16 protein-coding genes are annotated in these 21,041 nt (G+C 74.5%); 8 read left to right on the top strand and 8 right to left on the bottom strand.

Going from position 1 to position 21,041, the window contains the following annotated elements; translation table 11 throughout:
- Positions 1-162 precede the first annotated feature (162 nt).
- Positions 163-915, top strand: a complete 753-nt coding sequence (locus VM636_RS05035) for a hypothetical protein (RefSeq protein WP_051821472.1) — start codon at positions 163-165, stop codon at positions 913-915.
- A 53-nt stretch (positions 916-968) separates the two neighbouring features.
- Here VM636_RS05035 and VM636_RS05030 read toward each other — a convergent pair whose 3' ends face one another.
- The 3 genes from VM636_RS05030 to VM636_RS05020 all read right to left on the bottom strand — a co-directional run bounded on the left by VM636_RS05030 (position 969) and on the right by VM636_RS05020 (position 5,170).
- Positions 969-2,348 (bottom strand): FAD-binding oxidoreductase, encoded by a 1,380-nt coding sequence (locus VM636_RS05030; protein ID WP_051821473.1) that lies wholly within the window; start codon positions 2,346-2,348, stop codon positions 969-971.
- A 122-nt stretch (positions 2,349-2,470) separates the two neighbouring features.
- Positions 2,471-4,006, bottom strand: a complete 1,536-nt coding sequence (locus VM636_RS05025) for an MFS transporter (RefSeq protein ID WP_338483561.1) — start codon at positions 4,004-4,006, stop codon at positions 2,471-2,473.
- Positions 4,007-4,162: 156 nt separating this feature from the next.
- Positions 4,163-5,170: a LysR family transcriptional regulator gene (locus tag VM636_RS05020; RefSeq protein ID WP_338483559.1), complete on the bottom strand. Its 1,008-nt coding sequence runs from the start codon at positions 5,168-5,170 to the stop codon at positions 4,163-4,165.
- Positions 5,171-5,468: 298 nt separating this feature from the next.
- On the opposite strand from VM636_RS05020, the gene rsgA reads away from it, so the two are divergent.
- From rsgA to VM636_RS05005, 3 genes are all read left to right on the top strand, one after another.
- Positions 5,469-6,623, top strand: a complete 1,155-nt coding sequence (rsgA, locus tag VM636_RS05015) for a ribosome small subunit-dependent GTPase A (protein WP_030421882.1) — start codon at positions 5,469-5,471, stop codon at positions 6,621-6,623.
- 174 nt (positions 6,624-6,797) lie between these two features.
- Positions 6,798-8,207, top strand: coding sequence for an AlkA N-terminal domain-containing protein (locus tag VM636_RS05010; protein WP_338483557.1), 1,410 nt, complete (start codon positions 6,798-6,800; stop codon positions 8,205-8,207).
- A 77-nt stretch (positions 8,208-8,284) separates the two neighbouring features.
- A complete protein-coding gene (locus tag VM636_RS05005; RefSeq protein ID WP_053913889.1) occupies positions 8,285-8,830 on the top strand; it encodes a methylated-DNA--[protein]-cysteine S-methyltransferase in 546 nt (181 codons plus the stop codon).
- Here the strand turns inward: VM636_RS05005 and VM636_RS05000 are convergent.
- Both VM636_RS05000 and VM636_RS04995 read right to left on the bottom strand, forming a co-directional pair.
- Positions 8,793-9,275 carry a DUF456 domain-containing protein gene (locus VM636_RS05000; RefSeq protein ID WP_053913815.1) on the bottom strand — a complete coding sequence of 161 codons (483 nt, stop codon included), beginning with the start codon at positions 9,273-9,275 and terminating at the stop codon, positions 8,793-8,795. The genes VM636_RS05005 and VM636_RS05000 overlap by 38 nt on opposite strands.
- Positions 9,276-9,345: 70 nt before the next feature.
- The gene (locus VM636_RS04995; RefSeq protein WP_053913816.1) at positions 9,346-10,329 is read right to left on the bottom strand and encodes a LuxR family transcriptional regulator; all 984 of its coding nucleotides are present in this window, start codon (positions 10,327-10,329) and stop codon (positions 9,346-9,348) included.
- A gap of 258 nt (positions 10,330-10,587) precedes the next feature.
- Between VM636_RS04995 and VM636_RS04990 the strand changes: the two genes are divergently transcribed.
- The 3 genes from VM636_RS04990 (at position 10,588) to VM636_RS04980 (ending at position 15,246) form a co-directional block, all read left to right on the top strand.
- Positions 10,588-12,795 (top strand): protein phosphatase 2C domain-containing protein, encoded by a 2,208-nt coding sequence (locus VM636_RS04990; protein ID WP_338483552.1) that lies wholly within the window; start codon positions 10,588-10,590, stop codon positions 12,793-12,795.
- Between the two features lie 65 nt (positions 12,796-12,860).
- Entirely contained in the window at positions 12,861-14,603 is a 1,743-nt protein-coding gene (locus VM636_RS04985) for a pyruvate dehydrogenase (protein ID WP_030422917.1), read from the top strand.
- Between the two features lie 226 nt (positions 14,604-14,829).
- On the top strand, positions 14,830-15,246 hold the full coding sequence (locus tag VM636_RS04980; protein ID WP_030422916.1) for an ATP-binding protein: 417 nt from the start codon (positions 14,830-14,832) through the stop codon (positions 15,244-15,246).
- 87 nt (positions 15,247-15,333) lie between these two features.
- Here the strand turns inward: VM636_RS04980 and VM636_RS04975 are convergent, their stop codons facing one another.
- Both VM636_RS04975 and VM636_RS04970 read right to left on the bottom strand, forming a co-directional pair.
- Positions 15,334-16,386, bottom strand: coding sequence for a DUF2637 domain-containing protein (locus VM636_RS04975; RefSeq protein WP_030422915.1), 1,053 nt, complete (start codon positions 16,384-16,386; stop codon positions 15,334-15,336).
- Positions 16,387-16,668: 282 nt separating this feature from the next.
- On the bottom strand, positions 16,669-17,514 hold the full coding sequence (locus VM636_RS04970) for a (2Fe-2S)-binding protein (RefSeq protein WP_053913817.1): 846 nt from the start codon (positions 17,512-17,514) through the stop codon (positions 16,669-16,671).
- Positions 17,515-17,727: 213 nt separating this feature from the next.
- Here VM636_RS04970 and VM636_RS04965 point away from each other — a divergent pair, with 213 nt between their 5' ends.
- Entirely contained in the window at positions 17,728-18,558 is an 831-nt protein-coding gene (locus tag VM636_RS04965) for a GntR family transcriptional regulator (RefSeq protein WP_037859701.1), read from the top strand.
- 95 nt (positions 18,559-18,653) lie between these two features.
- Here the strand turns inward: VM636_RS04965 and secD are convergent, their stop codons facing one another.
- A complete protein-coding gene (gene secD / locus VM636_RS04960; protein WP_234312807.1) occupies positions 18,654-20,918 on the bottom strand; it encodes a protein translocase subunit SecD in 2,265 nt (754 codons plus the stop codon).
- Positions 20,919-21,041 lie beyond the last annotated feature (123 nt).

Raw genomic sequence — 21,041 nt, 5'->3', positions numbered from 1 at the left:
CGCCGTAGAGGAACCGGCTACGGTCCGGTGTACCGCGTTCCCACGGAATCCCTCGTCAAAGGTGATTCCCCGCGTTCGGCCGGAATTGACCGGGAACACGTCCGGATCTTATCCACATCCGGGGAGGGAACGCTGCCCCCGCTACTCGTCCACCGTCCCACCATGACGGTGATCGACGGCCTTCACCGGCTGGAGGCGGCCAGGCTGCGGAGATCTCCGGTCATCGATGTCGAGTATTTCGACGGGTCCTTGCAGGAGGCGTTCCTCTTGGCCGTCGAGTCGAACGTGCGTCACGGCCTCCCGCTCTCCCTCCAGGACCGCAAGGCCGCGGCGGCGAGGATTCTCGGCATCTTCCCCGAATGGTCGGACCGTGCCGTCGCCCGACGGGTCGGCCTGGACCACAAGACGGTCGGTGCCCTGCGCGGCCGGCAGCCGGGTGGGGCGGCCGGGACGGGGGCCAGGATCGGCCTCGACGGGAAGTCCCGGCCCGTCGACGCGTCGGGGGGAAGGATCCGGGCACAGGAGATCATCGCGGAGAACCCGCAAGCCTCCCTCCGGGAGATAGCACAAGCCGCGGGGATCTCGGTGGAGACCGCCCGGGACGTCCGCAAGCGTATGCAGCAGGGTGACATGCGCCAGGCCGGCGGGCGGCGGACCACCCTGGGCCCGTCCTCGCAACTGGAGATCGGCATCGCGCTGAAGTCGCTGAAGAGGGACCCGGCGGTCCGCTACAGCAACGACGGCCGTGCGCTGGTCCGCTGGCTGGAGTCCCGGCTGGTCCACACAGAGGACGCCGATCGCTTCCTGCGGATCCCCACGCACCAGGTGGCGACGGTCGCGACCATGGCGAGGGCCGTCGCCGCCCGGTGGAGCGAGATCGCCCGCCGGCTGGAGGACCGTCACGACGCGTCGTGACCTGGGCGTGAGGCGGAGGTGCGGGAGTGCCGGGGCGATGGCGCCCCGGCTCCTCACGGGGCGGGTTCGATGTTCTGGTTGTGGCGGAAGACGTTGTCCGGGTCGTGCACCGCCTTCACGGCGGACAGCCTCGCCAGGACGGCGTCCTCGTACAGTTCGGACCGGAAGTCGCCGGCGGCCCTGGTGCCGTAGACGAAGTTCATGGACCGGCCCCTCGTCCACGGCGCGACCGCCTTGTCGATCCGTTCGTGCGCCGCCCGGACCTCGGCCAGTCCGATGCCGTCGGGCGAGGACAGGACGCGCAGGATGTACCGCGCGTCACGGAAGGACACCGCGTTCGGCGTCTCGGGCTCCCGGCTCAGCGCGCCGCCGAGGTGCCGGAGATCGACGATGCACGGCACCGGCGCGTCCGCGCCCGCGAGTTCCCGCACCACGTCGAGCACGTCGGGAGCGAGTTCGCCGAGCAGGACGCTGTTGCCGTCGTAGGCGTGGGAGAAGTTGGGCTCCCGGTAGATCGACCCCGCCTCGCTGTAGGGGAGTTCACCCAGGTGGTCCAGGAGGACGGGGGCGACCGTCCGCCACGGCTCGACGAGTTCCGGTCCGGCCGCGAGGTCGGTGGTGGCGAACCGGACGTGTACGACGTGCCGGCCGCGCAGCACCTCGGGGAAGGCGGGGATGGGCGGGTAGCCGATCATCCCCACGGAGGAGGTCATCGTGTCCGGCAGCCGCGCCGTCCACCTCCGGAAGAAGTCGAAGAGTTCTCCGGCGTGCTCCGAGCCGAAGAAGAGTCCGCCGCCGTAGATGCGGCGGACGGGCTGCAGGGCGATTTCCAGAGAGGTCACCACTCCGAAGTTGTCCCGGCCGCCGCGCACGGCCCAGAACAGGTCGGGGTCGCTGTCGGCGGTGACGTGGCGCAGTTCGCCGTCGGCCGTGACGATGTCGAACGCCCGGACATGGTCGGCCGCGTATCCGAACTCGCGGGCCAGCAGCCCCAGTCCGCCGGCCAGCGTGTAGCCGGCCACTCCGACGTGCCCCGCGGAACCGCTGGGCGGCACCAGACCGTGTGGCTCGGTCGCCTCGACGACCTGCTCCCATCGAGCGCCCGCCTGGATCAGGGCGCTGCCGCTCTCGGGGTCCACCGTCACCCGGTCCATCCGACCGGTGGAGATCACGACCCCGCCCTCGTTGACGACCGTGATCCCGTGCCCGGTGGCGCGGACGGCGACGGGCAGGCCGTGGGCCACGGCGAAGCGCACGGCCTCCTGGACGTCCTCGGCCGTCTCCGCCCCGACGACGACCCGCGGCCGGTGCCGGAACCCGGCCTGGAAGCCGCTGAGTTCCTCCTCGTAGCCCTCCTCGCCGGGGACCGACACCGGTCCCCTCACCCGCCGCGTCAGCCCGGAGACCTCGTGCCGCATCTCGTCAGTCGTCATTCCGGATTCCTCAGATCGATACCGTGCCGGTGCGCAGCGCAGCCGGCCTGCCCGCGTTCTCCTCGCCGGCACCAGGCCGCCGGCGGAACGAGGTCCTGTGGGGTGGCGGGGGGAACCGGTGACTACGCACCGGTCGTGTCCGACCCGCGATCGCCCCCCGGCCCGCCGCCCGCCCCCACCGGCGCTCCCTCCTCCCGGCCGGTCCCGGCCGGGGCCCCGGCCGCGACCCGCTCGGGCGACACCATCGCGAGGCAGGCCACCGCACCCGCCAGCAGGACCGCGGCCAGCATCAGGAGGGTCGCGGACGAGGCGTCCGCCAGGGCGGCTCGGAAGGCTCCCGCACCCGGACCGTCGGGCAGTCCTGTGGTCGCGTCCTCGGCGGAGGCGTACCCGGATGCCGACAACCGCGCTTGGAGCAGCACGCTGGCCGCCGCGCTGCCGATCACACAGCCCACCTGGCGGAGCGAGTTGTAGGCGCCGGAGGCCGCCCCGAGCAGGGCGGGCGGCGCCCCCCGCATGGCGACGTTGGCCAACGGGGCGAAGGCCGACCCGCTTCCCGTTCCGCAGACGAACAGCACGACGGCCAGGAGCCACGGTTCGACCCCCGCCTCGGACACGGCGGCGAGCATCCCGATGCCGGCCGCGAAGACCAGGAAGCCGCCGAGCACCACCCACTTGCCGCTGATCCGGTCGGAGAGGGTGCCGGCGAGTGGGCCGGCGACACCGCCGGCCACCGCCATCGGTACCAGCATGAGCCCGGCCTCGCGGGGCGACAGGCCGGCCACCGGCTGCAGGACCAGCGTCAACGGCAGGTAGAAACCGGTCAGCGAGAACCCGATGCAGGCGGTCGCGACGGCGGCGGCGGAGAAGTTCCGCACGCGGAACAACGAGAGCGGCAGCAACGGCTCCCGGCTGTTGTGCCGCTGCCACCACAGGAAGGCGGCCAGCAACACCACCGCAGCGACCAGGACACCGGTGACGGTCACCGGACCCCGGACGACACCCCAGTCGTAGTACTGGCCGTTCTGGAGGCCGAAGACGAGGGCCAGCAGGCCGAGACCGGACAGCAGGGTGCCCAGGACGTCGAAACGGCGGCTGTTCCTCGGCTGGCCGCCGGGCACCATCCGCACCGTCATCAGCAGTCCCGCGACGCCGATCGGCACGTTGAGCAGGAAGATCCACTGCCATCCGGCGGAGTCGACGAGCAGGCCGCCCAGCAGCGGGCCGACCACGGTGGCCACCCCGGCGACGGCGCCCCAGACGCCCAGCGCGGCGCCCCGGCGGTTCTCCGGGAACAAGGTGGTGATGAACGCCATGGACTGCGGCGCCATCAGCGCGGCGCCGACACCCTGCACGGCGCGTGCCGCGATCAGCATCTCGACGCTTCCCGACACACCGCACCAGAGGGAGGCGGCGGTGAAGACGGCCATGCCGGCCAGGAACACCGGCTTGCGCCCGAGGTGGTCCCCGAGCCGACCGGTGACCAGGAGCGGCGCCGCATAGGTCAGCAGATACACGCTGTTGACCCACGTGACCCGGTTCAGATCCGTGTCCAGGTCCGCCAGCATGCCGGGAATCGCGACACTCACGATGGTGGTGTCCATCATGATCAGGAAGAACCCGACGCACAGGGCGGACAGCGCCGCCCAGGGGTTCACCGGTCTTCCGGAGGAGAGCGCTCTGCGGTCCGAGGGCACGTAGCCAGCCTTTCTCGACGCCGGTCCCCACACACCGGTCCGGCCTTCGAGATCAACTCTTGGGGAGTACGGAACGAAAGTCCAAGAGCGGGCTCTGCTGACGTGCAGAAGCGGGAGTTATACCGCCGTCACGACCGCCCCAGGCCGTGCCGCCTCGGACCGCTGCGTCTCGGTTCGCGCCGCCTCGGACCGCTCCGTCTCGGACCGCTCCGTCTCGGACCGCTCCGTCTCGGACCGCTGCGGCGAGGGAAGGACCACACGGGCGTGCTCGACGAAGGCGCGGGCCGCCGGACTGACCGGCCCCTCCGAACGCCAGGCGAGCGCCATCCGGCCACGGAACCACGGGGAGGCGACGGCGACGGCGCGGAGCCGCGCGGCGTGCAGGGCTGCGAGCGACTCGGGCACGATGGCCGGACCGAGCCCGCGGAGGGCGAGCTGCGCGAGCACGTTGGGGTCGCTGGCCTCGAAGGCGACCCGGGGCTCGAACCCCCCCTCGGCGCAGGCCCGGTCGAGACAGGCGCGCATCCCGGTGCCGCGGGGAAGACTGATCAGCGGACGGTCGCGCAGTTCCGCGACGGGGACCACGTCCCGTTCGGCCAGGTCTCCGCCGGGCACGGTCACGACCACCAGCGACTCGTCGGCGATCACATGGAGGTCCACACCCGGTGGCGTCTCCGTCGTCAGCGCCACGACCGCCGCGTCGAGTTCACCGTCGAGCAGGCTCTTCACGAGCCGGTCGGTGTTCTCCTCGGTGAGGGTGATCTCCACCGCGGGGTGGGCCTTGTGGAAGTCCGCGAGCAGTTCGGGCAGGTCGAGAGAGGCGCAGGAACGCACCATGCCGACGGAGACCCGGCCGCGCATCAGCCCGGTGAACTCGTCGACCACCAGGCGCATATGGGACACCCGGTCCAGCGCGCTCCGGGCATGGGCGAGAACGGCGGCGCCCACCTCGGTGAGCCGCACCGTACGCCCCGATCTGTCGAGCAGCGGCTGACCGAGCTCCTGCTCCAGACGGCGGATCTGCGCGCTCACACCTGGCTGGGCCACGTATAACCGCGCTGCCGCCCTGGTGAAGCTCGCCTCTTCCGCCACGGCGACGAAGTACTCGAGTTGGCGCAGTTCCATGGCGTTCGATGCTAGCAAGCAGCCGGCCGGGGGAGCCCGCTGGGAAATGCGATGGCGTCCGGTCACCGGCGGCCCTAGGCTGTGCCGTGCCGGCGAAGCGCTCGGAGAGTCGCTCGGAGAGTGCTGTTCGTTCACGTCGTGGTGCTGGGGAGGTGTGACCGATGACTGTTCCTGTGACGGGCCTTGCCCGTGTCCAGCGGTTCGTTTCGTTCACCTCCGTGGCCTGCGGCTGACACTCCTCTCTTCCTCGCGCGTCGACGAACGCGCGCTGCCGGGGCCGCCCTTCGAAGGGTCTCCCTTGAATCTCTCTTCTCTTCCGGCTTCGTCGCACCCTCTTGCCCCTCTCGGTTGGGACGAGGGGTGGGAGGCCGAGTTCGCTCCGTTCGCCGTGCGGGGTCTGGTGCCGGGCCGGGTGGTCCGGGTCGACCGAGGACTGTGCGACGTCGCCACCCCGGACGGTGTGATCCGCGCGGACACCGAGTTCGTCGTTCCGCGTGACCCGCTGAAGGTCGTGTGCACGGGGGACTGGGTCGCCGTCGACCCGGGGAGCGCCGACCCCCGTTACGTACGGACGCTGCTGCCGCGGCGGACGGCGTACGTGCGGTCCACGTCCTCGAAGCGGTCCGAGGGCCAGGTGCTGGCCACCAACATCGATCACGTCGTGACCTGTGTGTCGCTCGCGGCCGAGCTGGACCGGTCGCGGATCGAGCGGTTCCTGGCGCTGGCCATGTCCTGCTCGACGGGTGAGGCACTGCTGCGCAAGGCACCGGATCCCCGGGAGTCCGGCGCCCGGCCCGTGGTCGTCCTCACCAAGGCCGACCTGGTCACCGACCCCGTCACCCTGGCGCACCTCGTGCGGGACGTGGAGACCAGCGCGCCCGGCGTGCCGGTGCTGCCCGTCAGCGCCGAACACGGGCAGGGCCTCGACGCCCTGTCCGCGGTCGTCACCGGCAGCAGCACCGTGCTGCTCGGCCAGTCCGGCGCCGGCAAGTCCACCCTCGCCAACGCGCTGCTCGGCACGGACACCCAGACCGTGCGGCGCGTCCGCGACGTCGACGGCAAGGGACGGCACACCACCACCACCCGGAACCTGCTGCCCCTGCCCGGCGGGGGAGTCCTCATCGACACGCCCGGACTGCGAGGCGTCGGCCTCTTCGACGCCGGCGCCGGCGTCGGGCAGGTCTTCGCCGAGATCGAGGAACTGGCCGGCCGCTGCCGGTTCCAGGACTGCGCCCACACCGGCGAACCCGGCTGCGCGGTGCTCGCCGCCGTCGACGCGGGCCGGCTGCCGCCGCGACGGCTGGACAGCTACCGCAAGCTGGTCCGGGAGAACCAGCGCATGGCCGCCAAGTCCGACGCCCGCACGCGGGCCGAGATCCGCAAGGAGGGCAAGCGCCGGCACGCCGAGGGCCGCGCCGCCCTCGCGGCCAAGAGGGGGCACCTCCGGTACTAGGGCCGCGACAGGCCCGGAGGCCGTCGGTCCGGCCCCGGCCGTCTCCGGGGTGCCCTGTGCCCCGCCGCTCGGTGCCGCCCCCGGGGCCACGACTGCGCCGGTCTCTCCGGGCCGGGGCAGTGTGATGTCCGAATTCCGCCAGCCGGGGGTTGCCGGCGGGCGGAGACTGGAGGGGTGACGCAGCACGAGGACACCAGGTACGAGGCCGTACGCAGCAGGGACGCCCGCTTCGACGGGGCGTTCTTCTTCGCCGTGCGGACGACCGGCATCTACTGCCGGCCGAGCTGCCCCGCGGTCACCCCGAAACGGGACAACGTACGGTTCTTCCGCACCGCCGCCGCCGCGCAGGGCTCGGGCTTCAGGGCCTGCCGGCGGTGCCGTCCGGACGCCGTGCCCGGCTCCGCCGAATGGGACGCCCGCGCCGACACCGTCGGCCGGGCCATGCGGCTCATCGGCGACGGCGTCGTCGACCGCGAGGGCGTCCCCGGTCTCGCCGCCCGCCTCGGCTACAGCGCCCGCCAGGTGCAGCGCCAGCTCACCGCCGAGGTCGGCGCCGGACCTGTCGCCCTCGCCCGTGCGCAGCGGGCCCACACCGCGCGCATCCTGCTCCAGACCACCACGCTGCCGGTCACCGAGATCGCCTTCGCCTCGGGCTTCGCCAGCGTCCGCCAGTTCAACGACACCGTCCGCGCCGTGTACGCGACCACCCCGAGCGGGCTGCGGGCCGGGGCCCCGGCCCGCGACCGGCGCCGGGCGGGCGCCCCCGCCGCCGGCATCCCGCTGCGGCTCGCCCACCGGGGCCCCTACCAGGCCGGACCCGTCTTCGACCTGCTCCAGCGCGAGGCCGTCCCCGGCATCGAGGAGGTCACCGGCCCGCCCGGCCGGCGCACCTACCGGCGCACCCTGCGCCTGCCCCACGGCACCGGCACCGCCGCCGTCGACGAACGCCACTCCGCCCCCGCCGCCCGGACCGGCGGCTGGCTCGACGCCCGCCTCCACCTCACCGACCCGCGCGATCTGACCGCCTCCGTCCGGCGGCTGCGACGCCTGTTCGACCTGGACGCCGACCCGTACGCCGTCGACGAGCGACTCGGCGCCGACCCCCGGCTCGCCCCGCTGGTCGCCGCCCGCCCCGGACTGCGCTCGCCCGGCACCGCCGACCCCGAGGAACTCGCCGTCCGCGCCCTCACCGGCCGGGCCGGCGCCGAACGCCTGGTCCGCCGCCACGGCAAGCGGCTCGACGCGCCCGACGGGACCCTCACCCACCTCTTCCCCGATCCGGTCGCCCTGGCTGGGGAGCGCGGCACCCTGGGCGCGCTCGCCGCCGCCCTCGCCGACGGCACCGTCCGCCTCGACCCCGGCGCCGACCGGGAGGAGAGCACCCGGGCCCTGCTCGTGCTGCCGGGGCTGGACGCCGCCACGGCCGCCGTCATCCGCACCCGCGCCCTCGGCGACCCGGACGTCGCCCCGCCCGGCGAGGACGTCCCCGACACCTGGCGCCCCTGGCGCTCCTACGCCGTCCGCCACCTGCGCACCGAACGGAACCGGCGGGACCCGCCCCCGGCACCGCGCCCCGCGCCATGAACCCGTCCCATCCGGCCCATCCGGCCCATCCGGCCCATCCGACCTACCCGACCCACCCGACCGGAGCGAACGAGACCATGACCCGCACCCCCGCCACCCCGGCCCCACCCGCACCCGGCACGGCGTACTGGACCGAGACCGACAGCCCCGTCGGCCGGCTCCTGCTCACCGCCGACCCCGACGGCGCCCTGACCGCGCTCGCCGTACCCGGCGGCAGGACCGTCCCCGACCTCACCGGCGCCCGCCGGGACCCCGGGCCCTTCCGGGAGGCCGAGGCCCAGCTCGCCGCGTACTTCGCGGGCGACCCGAAGCGGTTCCGGCTGCCGCTGCGCGGACGCGGCACCGCCTTCCGCGAACGCGTCTGGGCCGCCCTCGACGAGGTCCCGTACGGCACGACGACCACCTACGGCGAGATCGCGGCCCGCGTGGGCGCCTCCCGCGCCGCCGTACGGGCCGTCGGCGGCGCCATCGGCGCCAACCCGCTGCTCATCCTGCGCCCCTGCCACCGGGTGATCGGCGCCGACGGCTCCCTGACCGGCTACGCCGGCGGCCTCGACCGCAAGACCCGCCTCCTGGCGCTGGAGGCTAACCCGCCAGTACCGCCCCCAGCCACGCGCCGGTGACCAGCAGACACGCGAACAGCTCCGTGAGCAGCCGCAGGCCGCCGGAGCGCATCGCGGTCCGCAGCGCCGCCATCGCCTCGCCGTGCCCGCCCAGCCGCAGCCGCTCGGCGAGGTAGACGCCGCCCAGGAAGCCCGGCACGGCCCCGAGGACCGGCACGACCACGAAGCCGACCACCGCCCCCGCTCCCGCGTACGCCGAGACCCGGGGTGTCAGGCGGCGGCCGCGGGGCCGCCGGGGAGGCAGCGTCCAGCGCACCGCCTGGGCCAGCAGCAGCACCGCCGTCGAACCCATCAGCACCGTCCACGACAGCGTCCGGGGGTCCTTCAGCGCCCACCACAGGATCCCGGCCCACACCAGCCAGACCCCCGGCACGCCGGGCAGCAGCACGCCGCACAGGCCGAGCAGGATGACCAGGCCGGACAGCAGGAGGTCCCACGCTCCCATCCGTCCAGGGTGCCCGAGTCCGGCCCGCTCCGCAGAACTCGCCGCCGCCCCGGCGGGCACGGGGGGCGGGTCAGCGGCCCCGGGCCACCCAGCCCCGCTCGTAGGCGTGCCAGCCGAGCTGGAGCCGGGTGGTCACCCCGGTCAGCTCCATCAGCCGCTTCACCCGCCGCTGGACCGTCCGCAGTCCCAGGTCGAGCTGTTTGGCCACGCTCGCGTCCGTCAGCCCGGCCAGCAGCAGCGACAGGATCTCCAGATCCGTGCCGTCCGGCCCCTCGGGCCGCTGCTCGCGCAGGCCGGAGGCGCCCAGGCGCAGCGGCAGCGCGTCCCGCCACACCACCTCGAAGAGCCCCGACAGCAGCTCCAGCAGCCCGTCCGCGTGCACCACCAGTGCCGCCGGCTCCGCCGAGTGGGTGGTGAGCGGCACCAGGGCCAGCGCACGGTCGGCCATCACCAGCTTGGTCGGCACCCGGTCCGCCACCCGTACCTGCTCCTCGCGGTCGAGCGCCGCCGTCAGCTCCGCGATGCCCGCCGGCTGGTCCAGCACGTCCCGCTCCACCACCACCCGGTAGCGCACCCCGCGCCCCACGGCCTGCTCCTCGGCGTGGTTCTCCACCCCGGTCACGGCCACCGGGTCACCCGTGACCAGCGCGCACACCTCCTCGCTCGCGCCCAACTGGAGCTGGAGGAAACGCCGCGCCACCGCCGCCGTGCCGACCACGACCTCCACCAGGTCGTGCACCGCGGGCTCCGCCGCCACCGCCCGGTACTCCTCCGCCAGCAGGGCCGCCGCCAGCTCCGCCTTCTCCAGTTCGTGCCGCTGCTGGGTGAGGAGCGCGCCCAGCGCCACGCCCGGGGGAGCGGCCACCCAGCGGCCCGGCCGGGCCGGGGACTGCGCGGCGAGCCCGCTCTGCTCCAGCCGGCGCAGCGCCCGCTCGGTGTCCCGTTCGCCGAGCGCCAGGCGTCGCGCCAGGTCGGAGACGTCCGCCGCCCCCACGGACACCAGCGCCCGGTACGCCGACTCGTGCGCGTCCTCCAGCCCCAGCACTCCCAGCATCCGGCGACGTCCCTCCCGACAAGCCCATGATCCGTACGGGCGCGCCGGCCACCGTGGCGGAAAACGGCCACGGCGCAAACCCGCCCATGGACATCATCGCCGTACCGGTGGTCACTCTGCCAAGGTGGCGGGGCCGGGCGGTCCTCCCGTGGGGGGTGGGGCCGCCCGGCCCCCCGTGTACGACCGGCCGGCGGGGAAGTCCGGCCGGATTTCGCGATGCCGGTTTTCCGGACGCCTTCGCGGTGGACAATCAGGGACATGAGCCAGCAGGGGGGAAGGCCCACCGGTCCGGCGGACGACTGGTGGACGCGGTTGTACGACGACTCCACCGGTGACACGGGCCCCACGCCCGCGCCGGACACGCTCGACGACCGCTTCACCTCGGCGTCCCGCACGGTCCGCCCGGCCGGGGCAAGCTCCGGTACGGGGGCGGCCGCGCGGGGCGCCGGCCCGGCGGACGCGGACCCGAGCACACCGCCGGCGCCGTCGCCGAGGGGGACGCCGGGGGCGCGGCCACCCGTTCCGCCGGGCGGCGACGGCCCGGCCGGGCCGCCCGGCGACGCCCACCCCGACGCGGCGGCGCCCGCCGCCCACCCGGGCCCGGTGGCTCCGCCGGTCGACCGCCTTGGCGGGGACGCGGCTGTGGAGCGGGCCGGTGAGGTCGCGCCGTCCGGCGACGGGGCCGGCCCGGTGGCTCCCGGGGAGCGCCCCGGCGGGGCTCCGGCCGCCGACCGTCCCGGTGCGGCGGGGCCGTCCGCCGAGCGACAGGACGCCAGGCCGCTCCGCGTGAACGGGACGGCCGGGCCGCACTCACCCGGTGACGGCGGGGCGGCCGGTCCCCGGCCCGGCGGCGACCCCGACGACCCGGCTCCGCCCCGGCCGGCCGGGCGTGCCGCGGCCCCTTACCCGACGGACCGGCACGGCGCCGCGCCCTTGCCCACGGACCAGCGTGCCGCCGCCCCCGCACCGGACGGCCGCAGCGACGACGCCCCCTGCCCGCCGGACCCGCGCGGGCCGGTTCCGTCTCCCGGCGGGTCCCGGACCGGGCCGGTCCCGCCCGCCCCGGCCGCTGGGAACCCGGCCGGGCGCGGCGAGCCGCCGCACGCGCCGGGGGCGCCCGACAGCGCTCCGCCCTGGTGGGCGACGCCCGAACCGCCCGCCTTCACCGACCCGCGCCTCCCCGACGACGGCACCCGTCCACCGGCCCGCCCCACCCCGAAGCCCGCCGACGCGCCCCGCCCCGACGCGCCCCCGGCGGACGCCCGTCCCGCGGACGCACCCCGAAGCCCCGGGCCACCTCCCGAGACGCCCCCTGCGGACGCGCCTCCCGCGGACGCGCCCCCGCCCCCCGCGGACGCGCCCGCGCCGCGCGGTGCCGGGCCCACTCCGCCGCGGGCCTTCGGGGTGTGGGGCGGGCCGCCGGTGCCGCCGCCGGAGGCCGGGCCGCCGTTGCCGCCCCCGCCGCCCCCGTTCGTGCCCGCCCAGGCCCCCGCGCCCCCCGCCGCCGGCGGCCCGGCCTCCGTGCGGGGACGGGACCACGTGGGGTCCGGCCCGCCCACCTACGACCCCGAACCGACCGCGCTGCCGCCCGCCCACCCCGACCACCTGGACACCCTGGTGCCGGACACGGTGCTGGACGGCGCCCGGTACGGGCCCTGCACGCTGCGGGCCGTCTCGGTGCGCGGGGACTCCGCCCGCTACCGGGGCGTCCCGCGGCGCGACGCGCTGCTCGTCGCCCGGTTCGGCGCCGGCGAGCAGGGGCTGCTGCTCGTGGCGATGGCGAGCGGCACCCGCGCCTGCGGGGTCGCGCACCTCGCGGCGGCCGAGGCGTGCCGGTGGATCGGCCGGGCCGTGGGGCACAGCCAGGCCCGGCTCGCCGAGGACCTGCGCGCCGCGCGCCGCGGGGACCTGAAGTCGGGCCTGCACCGCCTCACCGACCGCAGCCTCGGCCGGCTCCGCGCGGGCGCCGCCGAACAGGGCCTGGACCCGGAGGAGTACACGGCGAGCCTGCGCTGTCTGCTGCTGTCCGCCGACCCGGCGTGCCGGACGCGGGTGTTCTTCGGCGTCGGCGACGGCGGGCTGTTCCGGCTGCGGGACGGCGCCTGGCGGGACCTGGAACCGTCCCCCGCCACTCCCGCCGGCACCCCCGGCGACGGCCGGCCGCGCAGCGACCCGCGTCTCGCCCCGCCCCCGCCCCCACCGCCACCGCCGGGCGGCCCCGCCGTACCCCCGCCCCGCGTGCCCTTCCGGTTCCGCGCCTCCGTAGCCCGCCCGGGTGACGTCCTGCTGATGTGCGGCGCGGGCCTCGCGGAGCCCCTGCGCGACGAGCCGGAACTTCGCGAACTCCTCGCCCGGCGATGGTCCGCGCCCACCCCGCCCGGCCTCGCCGGCTTCCTCGCCGACACCGGCGTACGGGTCAAGGGCCACGCCGACGACCGCACGGCAGCGGCGCTCTGGGAGGCGTGACGCCTGCCGCTGTGCCTCCATGGAGCCGGGGGATCGACGGCGACCGAAGGGGCACACGGACAGTCATGGCCAAACAGAACGTCGCGGAACAGTTCGTCGACATCCTCACCCGTGCCGGAGTCGAACGCCTCTACGGGGTGGTCGGCGACAGCCTCAACCCGGTGGTGGACGCCGTGCGCCGCAACCCCGCCATCGAATGGGTGCACGTGCGGCACGAGGAGACCGCCGCCTTCGCCGCCGGCGCGGAGGCCCAGATCACCGGGAAGCTGACCGCGTGCGCCGGCTCCTGCGGCCCCGGCAACCTGCACCTCATCAACGGGCTCTACGACGCCCACCGCTCCATGGCCCCGGTGCTCGCCCTCGCCTCCCAGATCCCCTCCAGCGAGATCGGCCTCGGCTACTTCCAGGAGACCCACCCCGACCAGCTCTTCCGCGAGTGCAGCCACTACAGCGAGCTGATCTCCAGCCCGCGGCAGATGCCCCGGCTGCTCCAGACCGCCATCCAGCACGCGGTCGGCCAGGGCGGCGTCAGCGTCGTCTCCCTGCCCGGCGACATCGCCGGGGAGCCCGCGCCGGAGAAGTCCGCCGAGACCGCGCTCGTCACCTCCCGGCCCACCGTCCGCCCCGGAGACGAGGAGATCGACCGGCTGGTGCGGCTCATCGACGATGCCGACAAGGTCACTCTGTTCTGCGGCAGCGGCACCGCGGGCGCGCACGCGGAGGTGATGGAGTTCGCCGGGAAGATCAAGTCCCCGGTGGGCCACGCCCTGCGCGGCAAGGAGTGGATCCAGTACGACAACCCGTATGACGTCGGCATGAGCGGACTGCTCGGCTACGGCGCCGCCTACGAGGCCACCCACGAGTGCGACCTGCTGCTCCTGATCGGCACCGACTTCCCGTACAACGCCTTCCTGCCCGACGACGTGAAGATCGCCCAGATCGACGTGCGGCCGGAGAACCTGGGGCGGCGGTCCAAGCTGGACCTCGCGGTGTGGGGCGACGCGAAGGAGACCCTGCGCTGTCTGATCCCGCGGGTGAGGGAGAAGAAGAACCGCCGCTTCCTCGACCGGATGCTGAAGAAGCACGCCGACGCGCTGGAGGGCGTGGTCAAGGCGTACACCCGCAAGGTCGACAAGCACGTGCCGATCCACCCGGAGTACGTGGCCGCCGTCCTCGACGAGGTCGCCGCCGACGACGCGGTGTTCACCGTGGACACCGGCATGTGCAACGTGTGGGCCGCCCGCTACATCTCGCCCAACGGGCGCCGCCGGGTGATCGGTTCCTTCTCGCACGGCTCGATGGCGAACGCGTTGCCGATGGCGATCGGCGCCCAGTTCACCGACCGGCACCGCCAGGTCGTCTCGATGTCCGGGGACGGCGGATTCACCATGCTGATGGGCGACTTCCTCACCCTCGTCCAGCACGACCTGCCGGTGAAGGTCGTCCTCTTCAACAACTCCTCCCTCAGCATGGTCGAGTTGGAGATGCTGGTCGCGGGCATGCCCTCGCACGGCGTGGTCAACAAGAACCCCGACTTCGCCGCCGTCGCCGAGGCGTGCGGCGCCTTCGGCGTGCGGGTGGAGAAGCCCAAGGAACTGGCCGGGGCGCTGAAGGCGGCGTTCAAGCACCGGGGCCCGGCCCTCGTGGACGTCGTCACCGACCCCAACGCGCTGTCCATCCCGCCGAAGATCCGCAGCGAGATGGTCACCGGGTTCGCCCTCTCCGCCTCGAAGATCGTGCTGGACGGCGGGGTCGGCCGGATGCTCCAGATGGCCCGCTCCAACCTCCGGCACGTACCGCGCCCGTAGCGGGGCCGGCACCGCACGGAACCGGCCACTTCGCCCCGGCCGTGGCCGAGCAAACGTGTGCCGCCGCCCCGGCAGGACTGCCGGGCGCCCGCTTCGGGCAGGGATCTCCCCGGGTACGCGTACGAGTTCGAGAAGGACCCGACGAACTCCGAGGGCGTCCGGGAGACCCCGGGGCCCGGGGAGGCCGACGAGAAGGGACACCGACATCGCCACGCGGACGGGGGACATGGAGAGGCAGGCGGTAGCACACCTCAGGCGCAGACTGGGCCGGGAGGACCCGCGGGCGGTGCCCGAGGCCCGCCGGGCGCTGCGCGAACTGCTGCGGCACTGGGGCAAGCCGGGCCGGTCGCAGACGGCGGAACTGCTCGCCAGCGAACTGGTCACCAACGCCCTGGTGCACACCGGCGACGACGCGGTGCTCACGGCCGCCGTCGGCCCGCGCGGACTGCGGGTGGAGGTACGGGACTTCGCCGGGGCGCCGCCCCGGCCCCGGCCCGCGGGACCCCACGAGGGCACGGGCGGACGGGGACTGGTGCTGGTGCGCTCCCTCGCCGGTTCCTGGGGGGTGCGGCGGCATCCGGTCGGCAAGTCGGTCTGGTTCGAACTGGACCCGGAGGAACCGGAGCCGGAACCGGCCCCGTGACCGGGGGCCGGGAACGCCGAAGGGGCGTGACAGGTGGTCACGCCCCCTCGTGGCGGCCGTGCGCGGCGACGTCGCCGCCGGGTCGTCCTAGCCGAACTGCTGTTCCAGGTCCTTGAGCTTGCGCTCCAGGGAGTCCAGGCGCGGCAGGGCCTGGGTGTCGTCCTCCGCGGTGAGGTCGACGGTCATGGCGTCAGCGGCTCCGCTGCGCACCGGCTGGAGGGAGGGACGCTGGGGTACGGGCGGAAGCTGTTCGGACGCCTGTATGGCAGGCTCCGCTGCGGTGCGGTCCGAGCCTCGCTCCACCGCCTGCACCTCCACCTCGACCTGGCGCCCGCCCCGGCCCGGCCAGCCCCGGTGGCCGCGGCTGATCGCCTTGATGCGGGCCCGCTCCAGACGCTCGTGGTCGCGCCGGCGCTGCCGGTCCTCGTCCTTGCGGCGCCGGTCGTCGCGCACCTCCTCGACCGCCTCGTCCAGACTGCGCACGCCCTCCAGCAGCATCAGCGACCAGGCGCGGTAGGTCTCGCGGGGGGCCCGCAGCCAGCGCACGATGCGGATCTGCGGCAGCGGGCGCGGCACCAGGCCCTGCTCGCGCAGCGCCGCCCGGCGGGTCTGCTTCAGGGCGCGGTCGAAGAGGACCGCCGCCGAGAGGGACATGCCCGCGAAGAAGTGCGGGGCGCCCGCGTGCCCGAGACCCCTGGGCGCGTGCACCCAGTTGAACCAGGCGGCGGCGAAGGCGAAGGTCCACACGAGTATGCGGGAACCGAGCGCCGCGTCACCGTGGCTGGCCTCGCGCACCGCGAGCACGGAGCAGAACATGGCCGCTCCGTCCAGCCCGAACGGCACCAGGTACTGCCAGCCGTCGCTCAGGCCGAGGTTCTGCTCGCCGAAGCCGACCAGACCGTGGAAGGAGAGCGCGGCGGCGACCGCCGCGCAGCAGAAGAGCAGGATGTAGGAGACGGTGCCGTAGAGCGCCTCCTTGCGCCGGCGCCGCTCCTCGGCGCGCTCCCACGAGTCTTCCGCGCCCGCGTCCTTGCCCGAGGATCGCTTGCCGCGCGCCAGCACCGCCACCGCCGCCAGCATGCCGAGGAGCAGCACGGCTCCCGGCAGCAGCCAGTTCAGCGATATGTCGGTCAATCTCATCTGGGGGTCCCTTGCATTGGGATAGGGCGTAACGCCCGCCATGGTGGCCCAAACCCACCGGCCCTCAGGGGGTTTCGGGACAAGAGGCCGCCAAGGGGGTGCGAGGGGGCGCCCAGGGCGGCGATCTGCTCGAACTGCCGCATGAGGGGCGGGAGTTGAGTTCGAATAAGACTACCCGTACGGGTGGTTCCGCAGAAAGTTCCCGCGACGCGTGGGAAAGTTGTGAAACAACCCGGACGGATCCTAGCGGACCCCGGTCCCGCCCGCGTACCCGAGGGTCCGTCAGCCGGTCGCGGCCGGCAGCTTGTTGACCCGGTCCGTGTCGCAGGTCCGCGGGCAGGTGGCGCACGTGTCCTCGGGGCGCACCGTGTAGAACATGCAGCAGCTCGCCCGGTCCCGCGTGTGCAGCGGTTCGCCGTCCGGCCCGGTCAGCTCCCGGAAGGCCGCCGTGCCGACGTACGGCGCGGTCGCCCCCGGCAGCAGCAGCTCCAGTTCCCGCCGGGCGCGCTCCTGCTCGCCGAGCAGGTGGGCGACGTACCAGAGCCCCTCGACCACCTCGTCGGTGGCCATGCCCCACAGGGCGCGTCCCCGCCGCCGCATCCGCGGGCCGAACCCGGCGAGCACCGGCTCCAGGTGCTCGGCGACCGCCGTGCGCACCTCGGCGCGCAGCGCCTCCTCGTCGGCGACCACCCGGGCGCCGGGCAGCGCGGCGGCCGGATCGCCGGGCAGGCAGGCGAAGCCGGACGGGCGCGCGGCCAGCCGGCCCAGCGCGAGGCCCGGGGCGGTGCGGTCGTAGGCCACGTCCGCGACCGGGTAGCGCGGGACCCTGCGGTGCAGGAACCATGGCACGGTGATCAGCAGACAGGCCGGCCAGGCGTACCGGTGCAGACCGAAGCTCGCGACGACGTCCGGCCGGGCCCGCCGCCCGTAGTCCCGCAGCACCTGGGCCTCGTCCCAGGCCAGGAAGGACTCCAGGACCGCCCCGCCCGCCGCGAGGTCCTCGGCCGCCGCCCAGCCGCCGCCCGCCGGGAGCGCGTCCCCGGCGGCCGGCTCCGTCACGGCCAGCCCCGGCAGCACCTGCGACAGGCGCGCGTACGACGCCGCGACGGCCGAACGGGGGAGAGGCATGCGGACCACCGATCCACGTCAGGGGCAACGGAGCAGACGGACACCACGACGGACGGTCGGCGACAGGCCCGACAGTCAGAGGTAAGCCTTACCTTACCGGTAATGCGTGCGAGGTGAAGAGTCGGGCGCCGTGCCCTTATCGTGCTTGACGCGGGAGAGACAACCCGCCGTAATGACCCCAAGTACCGAAACGTCCGTTCACAGGAGGACGCCGTGAAGCCGAGCACGCAGGTCCCCGCCCCGCCGGGGACCGAGCGGAGCCGTACCCCGGCACCGGTCCGGGTCCCGGCCCAGCCCGGCGCCACGGACCGCGGCCCGGTCCGCTGCCGCGACGAGGGCGGCGCCGAGGGCCCCACGGCCGGCGCCGCCCGCGGCGAACACGTCCACGCGGAACCGCCGCTGCCCGACCCGCGCCCCCCGGTCCGGCGCTCCTCCGTGCGCGGACAGGTCCTCGCGGCCCTGCGCACCGCGCTCACCGCCGGCGAACTGCGCCCCGGCGAGGTCTACTCGGCGCCCGCGCTCGGCGAACGGTTCGGCGTCTCGGCCACCCCCGTGCGCGAGGCGATGCAGCAACTCGCCCTGGAGGGCGCCGTCGAGGTGGTCCCCAACCGCGGCTTCCGCGTCGTGCTCCGCGGCGCCCGCGAACTGGCCGAACTCGCCGAGGTCCGCGCCCTGCTCGAGGTGCCCGTCCTGCTGCGGCTGGCCCGGACCGTGCCCGCCGAACGCTGGGCCGCACTGCGCCCCCTCGCCGAGGCCACCGTCCGGGCCGCCTCCGCCGGCTGCCCGGTCGCCTACGCCGAGTCCGACCGCGCCTTCCACCACGCCCTGCTCGCCCTGGCCGGCAACGACCAGCTCGTCCGCATCGCCGCCGACCTGCACCGTCGCGCCCAGTGGCCGCCCGCGGGCACCCCCACGGCCCGCGCCCGGGCCGAACTGGTCGCCGACGCCCACCAGCACACGGCCCTGCTGGACGCGCTCGTCGCCGGCGACCCGGACCTGGTGCGCACCCTGGCCGCAGACCACTTCGGCGCCCCGATGTCCTGACCCCGCGTCGCCGCGCCGGGACGCGGTGACCGCGAAGGCCGCGGCCGGCCCCCGAGGGGCGCGACCGCGGCCTTCGCGTCGTGGGTGCCGGTCCGCTACGACACCTCCTGCCGCTCCGCCCGGCGCGGCGGCGTCTTCGCCGCGGGCCGGTCCTTGCCCCCGCCCGAGGCGCGGCGGGCGGCCCGCTGGTCCAGCTCGACCGCGAGCGGCGCCGCCATGAACACGGAGGAGTACGTACCGACCACCACGCCGATGAGCAGCGCGAGGGCGAAGTCGGTGAGCGAGTCCTTCGCGAGCACCGCCAGCGAGGCGAGGATCAGGATCGCGCCCATACCGGTGTTGACCGTCCGGGGCAGGGTTTGCAGGATCGCCTGGTTCATCAGCCGGTCCATCGGCGTCTTGCGATGGGTCCCCAGAAACTCCCGGATGCGGTCGAAGAGGACCACGGAGTCGTTGACCGAGTAGCCGATGACGGTGAGCAGCGCGGCCAGGAACACGCCGTCGATCGGCTTGCCCAGCCACGCGAACACACCGACGAGGATCACCGCGTCGTGCGCGAGCGCGCTCACCGCCGCACCGCCGAACAGCCAGCGGAAGCGGAACGCGAGATACAGCAACTGCGCGCCGAGCGCCAGGCAGAGCGCGATGAGCGCGTCCCGGCGCAGCTCGTCACCGAGGCTCGGGCCGATCAGCTCGTCGCGGATCAGCTCGGCCTCGCCGCCCAGTTCGTTCACCGTCTTGGTGACGGTGGCCGCCTCCGCGTCGGAGAGCGGCTCGGTGCGTACGGTCAGGCCGTTGTCGCCGGAGGTCTGGACGACCGCCCGCGGGAAGCCCGCCTCGGTGAGGGCGTTGCGCGCCTTGCCCGGGTCGACCTGGGTGGACGTCGAGTACTCGATGAGCCGTCCGCCGGTGAACTCGATGCCCCAGTTGAGCCCGCGCACGAAGATGCCCGTACCGGCCACCACCAGGACCACCGCGGAGACGGCCAGCCAGCGCCGCGGGTACTTCATCATGAACGGGTTGCGGCGCAGCAGCCGCTCGCGGATCGGGCCGATCGAGGCGATGCCGGTGATCTTCGGGCGGCGGTAGACGATCGGCCGGCTCGCGGCGAAGTCGGCGAGCACCCGGGTGATGACCAGGGCGCTGACCATCGAGGCGAGGACACCGATGCCGAGCGTGACGCCGAAGCCCTTGACCGGGCCGGACGCCAGGAAGAACAGCAGCGCCGCGGCGATCAGGGTGGTGATGTTGGAGTCCGCGATCGCGCTGAGGGCGCTGCGGAAACCGGTGGTCAGCGCCGAGCGCGGGCTCGGACGGCTGCGGGCCGCGTGTTCCTCCCTGGCCCGTTCGAAGACGAGGACGTTGGCGTCGACCGCCATGCCGATGGCCAGCACGAAACCGGCGAGACCGGGCAGGGTCAGCGTGGCCCCGATGGCGGCCAGCGCGGCGTAGGAGATGACGCCGTAGCAGATCAGGGCCAGGGTCGCCAGGATGCCCATCAGCCGGTAGATCACGATGATGAAGATCGCGGTCAGCGCGGTGCCGATGATGCCGGCCAGGGCCGCGGCCTCGATGGCCTCCTCGCCCAGCGTGGCGCCGATGGTGCGCTGTTCCACCGTCTCGACCGGCACCGGCAGGGCGCCGCCCTTGACCAGCAGGGCCAGGTCACGGGCCTCGGTGTCGCTGAAGGAGCCGGTGATCTGCGTGGAACCGCCGGCGATGCCGGTGTTGCAGCCCACCGACGGGTCGACCTGCGGCGAAGAGATGATCTTGTTGTCGAGGACGATGGCGACACGGCGCTGCGGGTCGCCGGCCGGGAAGCAGGCGGCTGCGCCGGTCACCTTCGCCCAGCGGTCGCTGCCCTTGTCCTTGAAGTCGATCGTGACGAGCCAGCCGGCGCCGCCCTGCTGGTCGAAGACGGCGTCGGCGCCCTTGACGTCCTGTCCGGTCAGGTCGGCGGCCTTCAGCCGCAGGGCCAGCCCCGACTCGTCCTTGAGCACGCGCTCGGCGGCGGGGTCGGCCGGGTGCTTGGCCTCCTCCTTGCCGGACTCGTCCACGCCGACCACCGAGTGGACGGTGAGCTGCGCGGTGCGGCCCAGCACGTCGGCCGCCTTCTTCGGGTCCTGCACGCCGGGCAGTTCGACCACGACGCGGTTCTCGCCGGAGCGGACGATGGTCGGCTCGGCCACGCCGAGCGCGTCGATCCGGCCGCGCAGCACCTCCACGGTGCGGTCGGTGGCCTCGCGGTCCGCCTTGGCGGTGGGGGTGGAGCGGGTCTCCAGCACGATCTGGGTGCCGCCGCGCAGGTCGAGCCCGAGCCGGATGGGCGTGGTCAGGGCGATGGCCACCGAGGCGGCCATCACGGCGAGCGCGATCAGTGCGCGGATACGGTTCGCCCGGGTCTGGGCACGGGACTGCGTACGGGGTTGCGTACGCGACTGGTTACGGGAACGGGAGCGTGTCAACACGGCCTCCGACGGCCA

This window comes from Streptomyces sp. SCSIO 75703 (genome assembly GCF_036607905.1).
Classification (GTDB): Bacteria; Actinomycetota; Actinomycetes; order Streptomycetales; family Streptomycetaceae; genus Streptomyces.
This window is presented reverse-complemented; position numbering and strand designations above follow the sequence as displayed.

Excerpts from the sequence above, each read along its gene's own strand:
- VM636_RS05000 (WP_053913815.1), bottom strand. The coding sequence starts at position 9,275 with ATGGGAGCGTGGGACCTCCTGCTGTCCGGCCTGGTCATCCTGCTCGGC.
- VM636_RS04995 (WP_053913816.1), bottom strand. The coding sequence starts at position 10,329 with ATGCTGGGAGTGCTGGGGCTGGAGGACGCGCACGAGTCGGCGTACCGG.
- VM636_RS05035 (WP_051821472.1), top strand. The coding sequence starts at position 163 with ATGACGGTGATCGACGGCCTTCACCGGCTGGAGGCGGCCAGGCTGCGG.
- secD (WP_234312807.1), bottom strand. The coding sequence starts at position 20,918 with ATGGCCGCCTCGGTGGCCATCGCCCTGACCACGCCCATCCGGCTCGGG.
- VM636_RS04985 (WP_030422917.1), top strand. The coding sequence starts at position 12,861 with ATGGCCAAACAGAACGTCGCGGAACAGTTCGTCGACATCCTCACCCGT.
- VM636_RS04975 (WP_030422915.1), bottom strand. The coding sequence starts at position 16,386 with ATGAGATTGACCGACATATCGCTGAACTGGCTGCTGCCGGGAGCCGTG.
- VM636_RS04970 (WP_053913817.1), bottom strand. The coding sequence starts at position 17,514 with ATGCCTCTCCCCCGTTCGGCCGTCGCGGCGTCGTACGCGCGCCTGTCG.
- VM636_RS04980 (WP_030422916.1), top strand. The coding sequence starts at position 14,830 with ATGGAGAGGCAGGCGGTAGCACACCTCAGGCGCAGACTGGGCCGGGAG.
- VM636_RS05005 (WP_053913889.1), top strand. The coding sequence starts at position 8,285 with ATGACCCGCACCCCCGCCACCCCGGCCCCACCCGCACCCGGCACGGCG.
- VM636_RS05020 (WP_338483559.1), bottom strand. The coding sequence starts at position 5,170 with ATGGAACTGCGCCAACTCGAGTACTTCGTCGCCGTGGCGGAAGAGGCG.
- VM636_RS05030 (WP_051821473.1), bottom strand. The coding sequence starts at position 2,348 with ATGACGACTGACGAGATGCGGCACGAGGTCTCCGGGCTGACGCGGCGG.
- VM636_RS04990 (WP_338483552.1), top strand. The coding sequence starts at position 10,588 with ATGAGCCAGCAGGGGGGAAGGCCCACCGGTCCGGCGGACGACTGGTGG.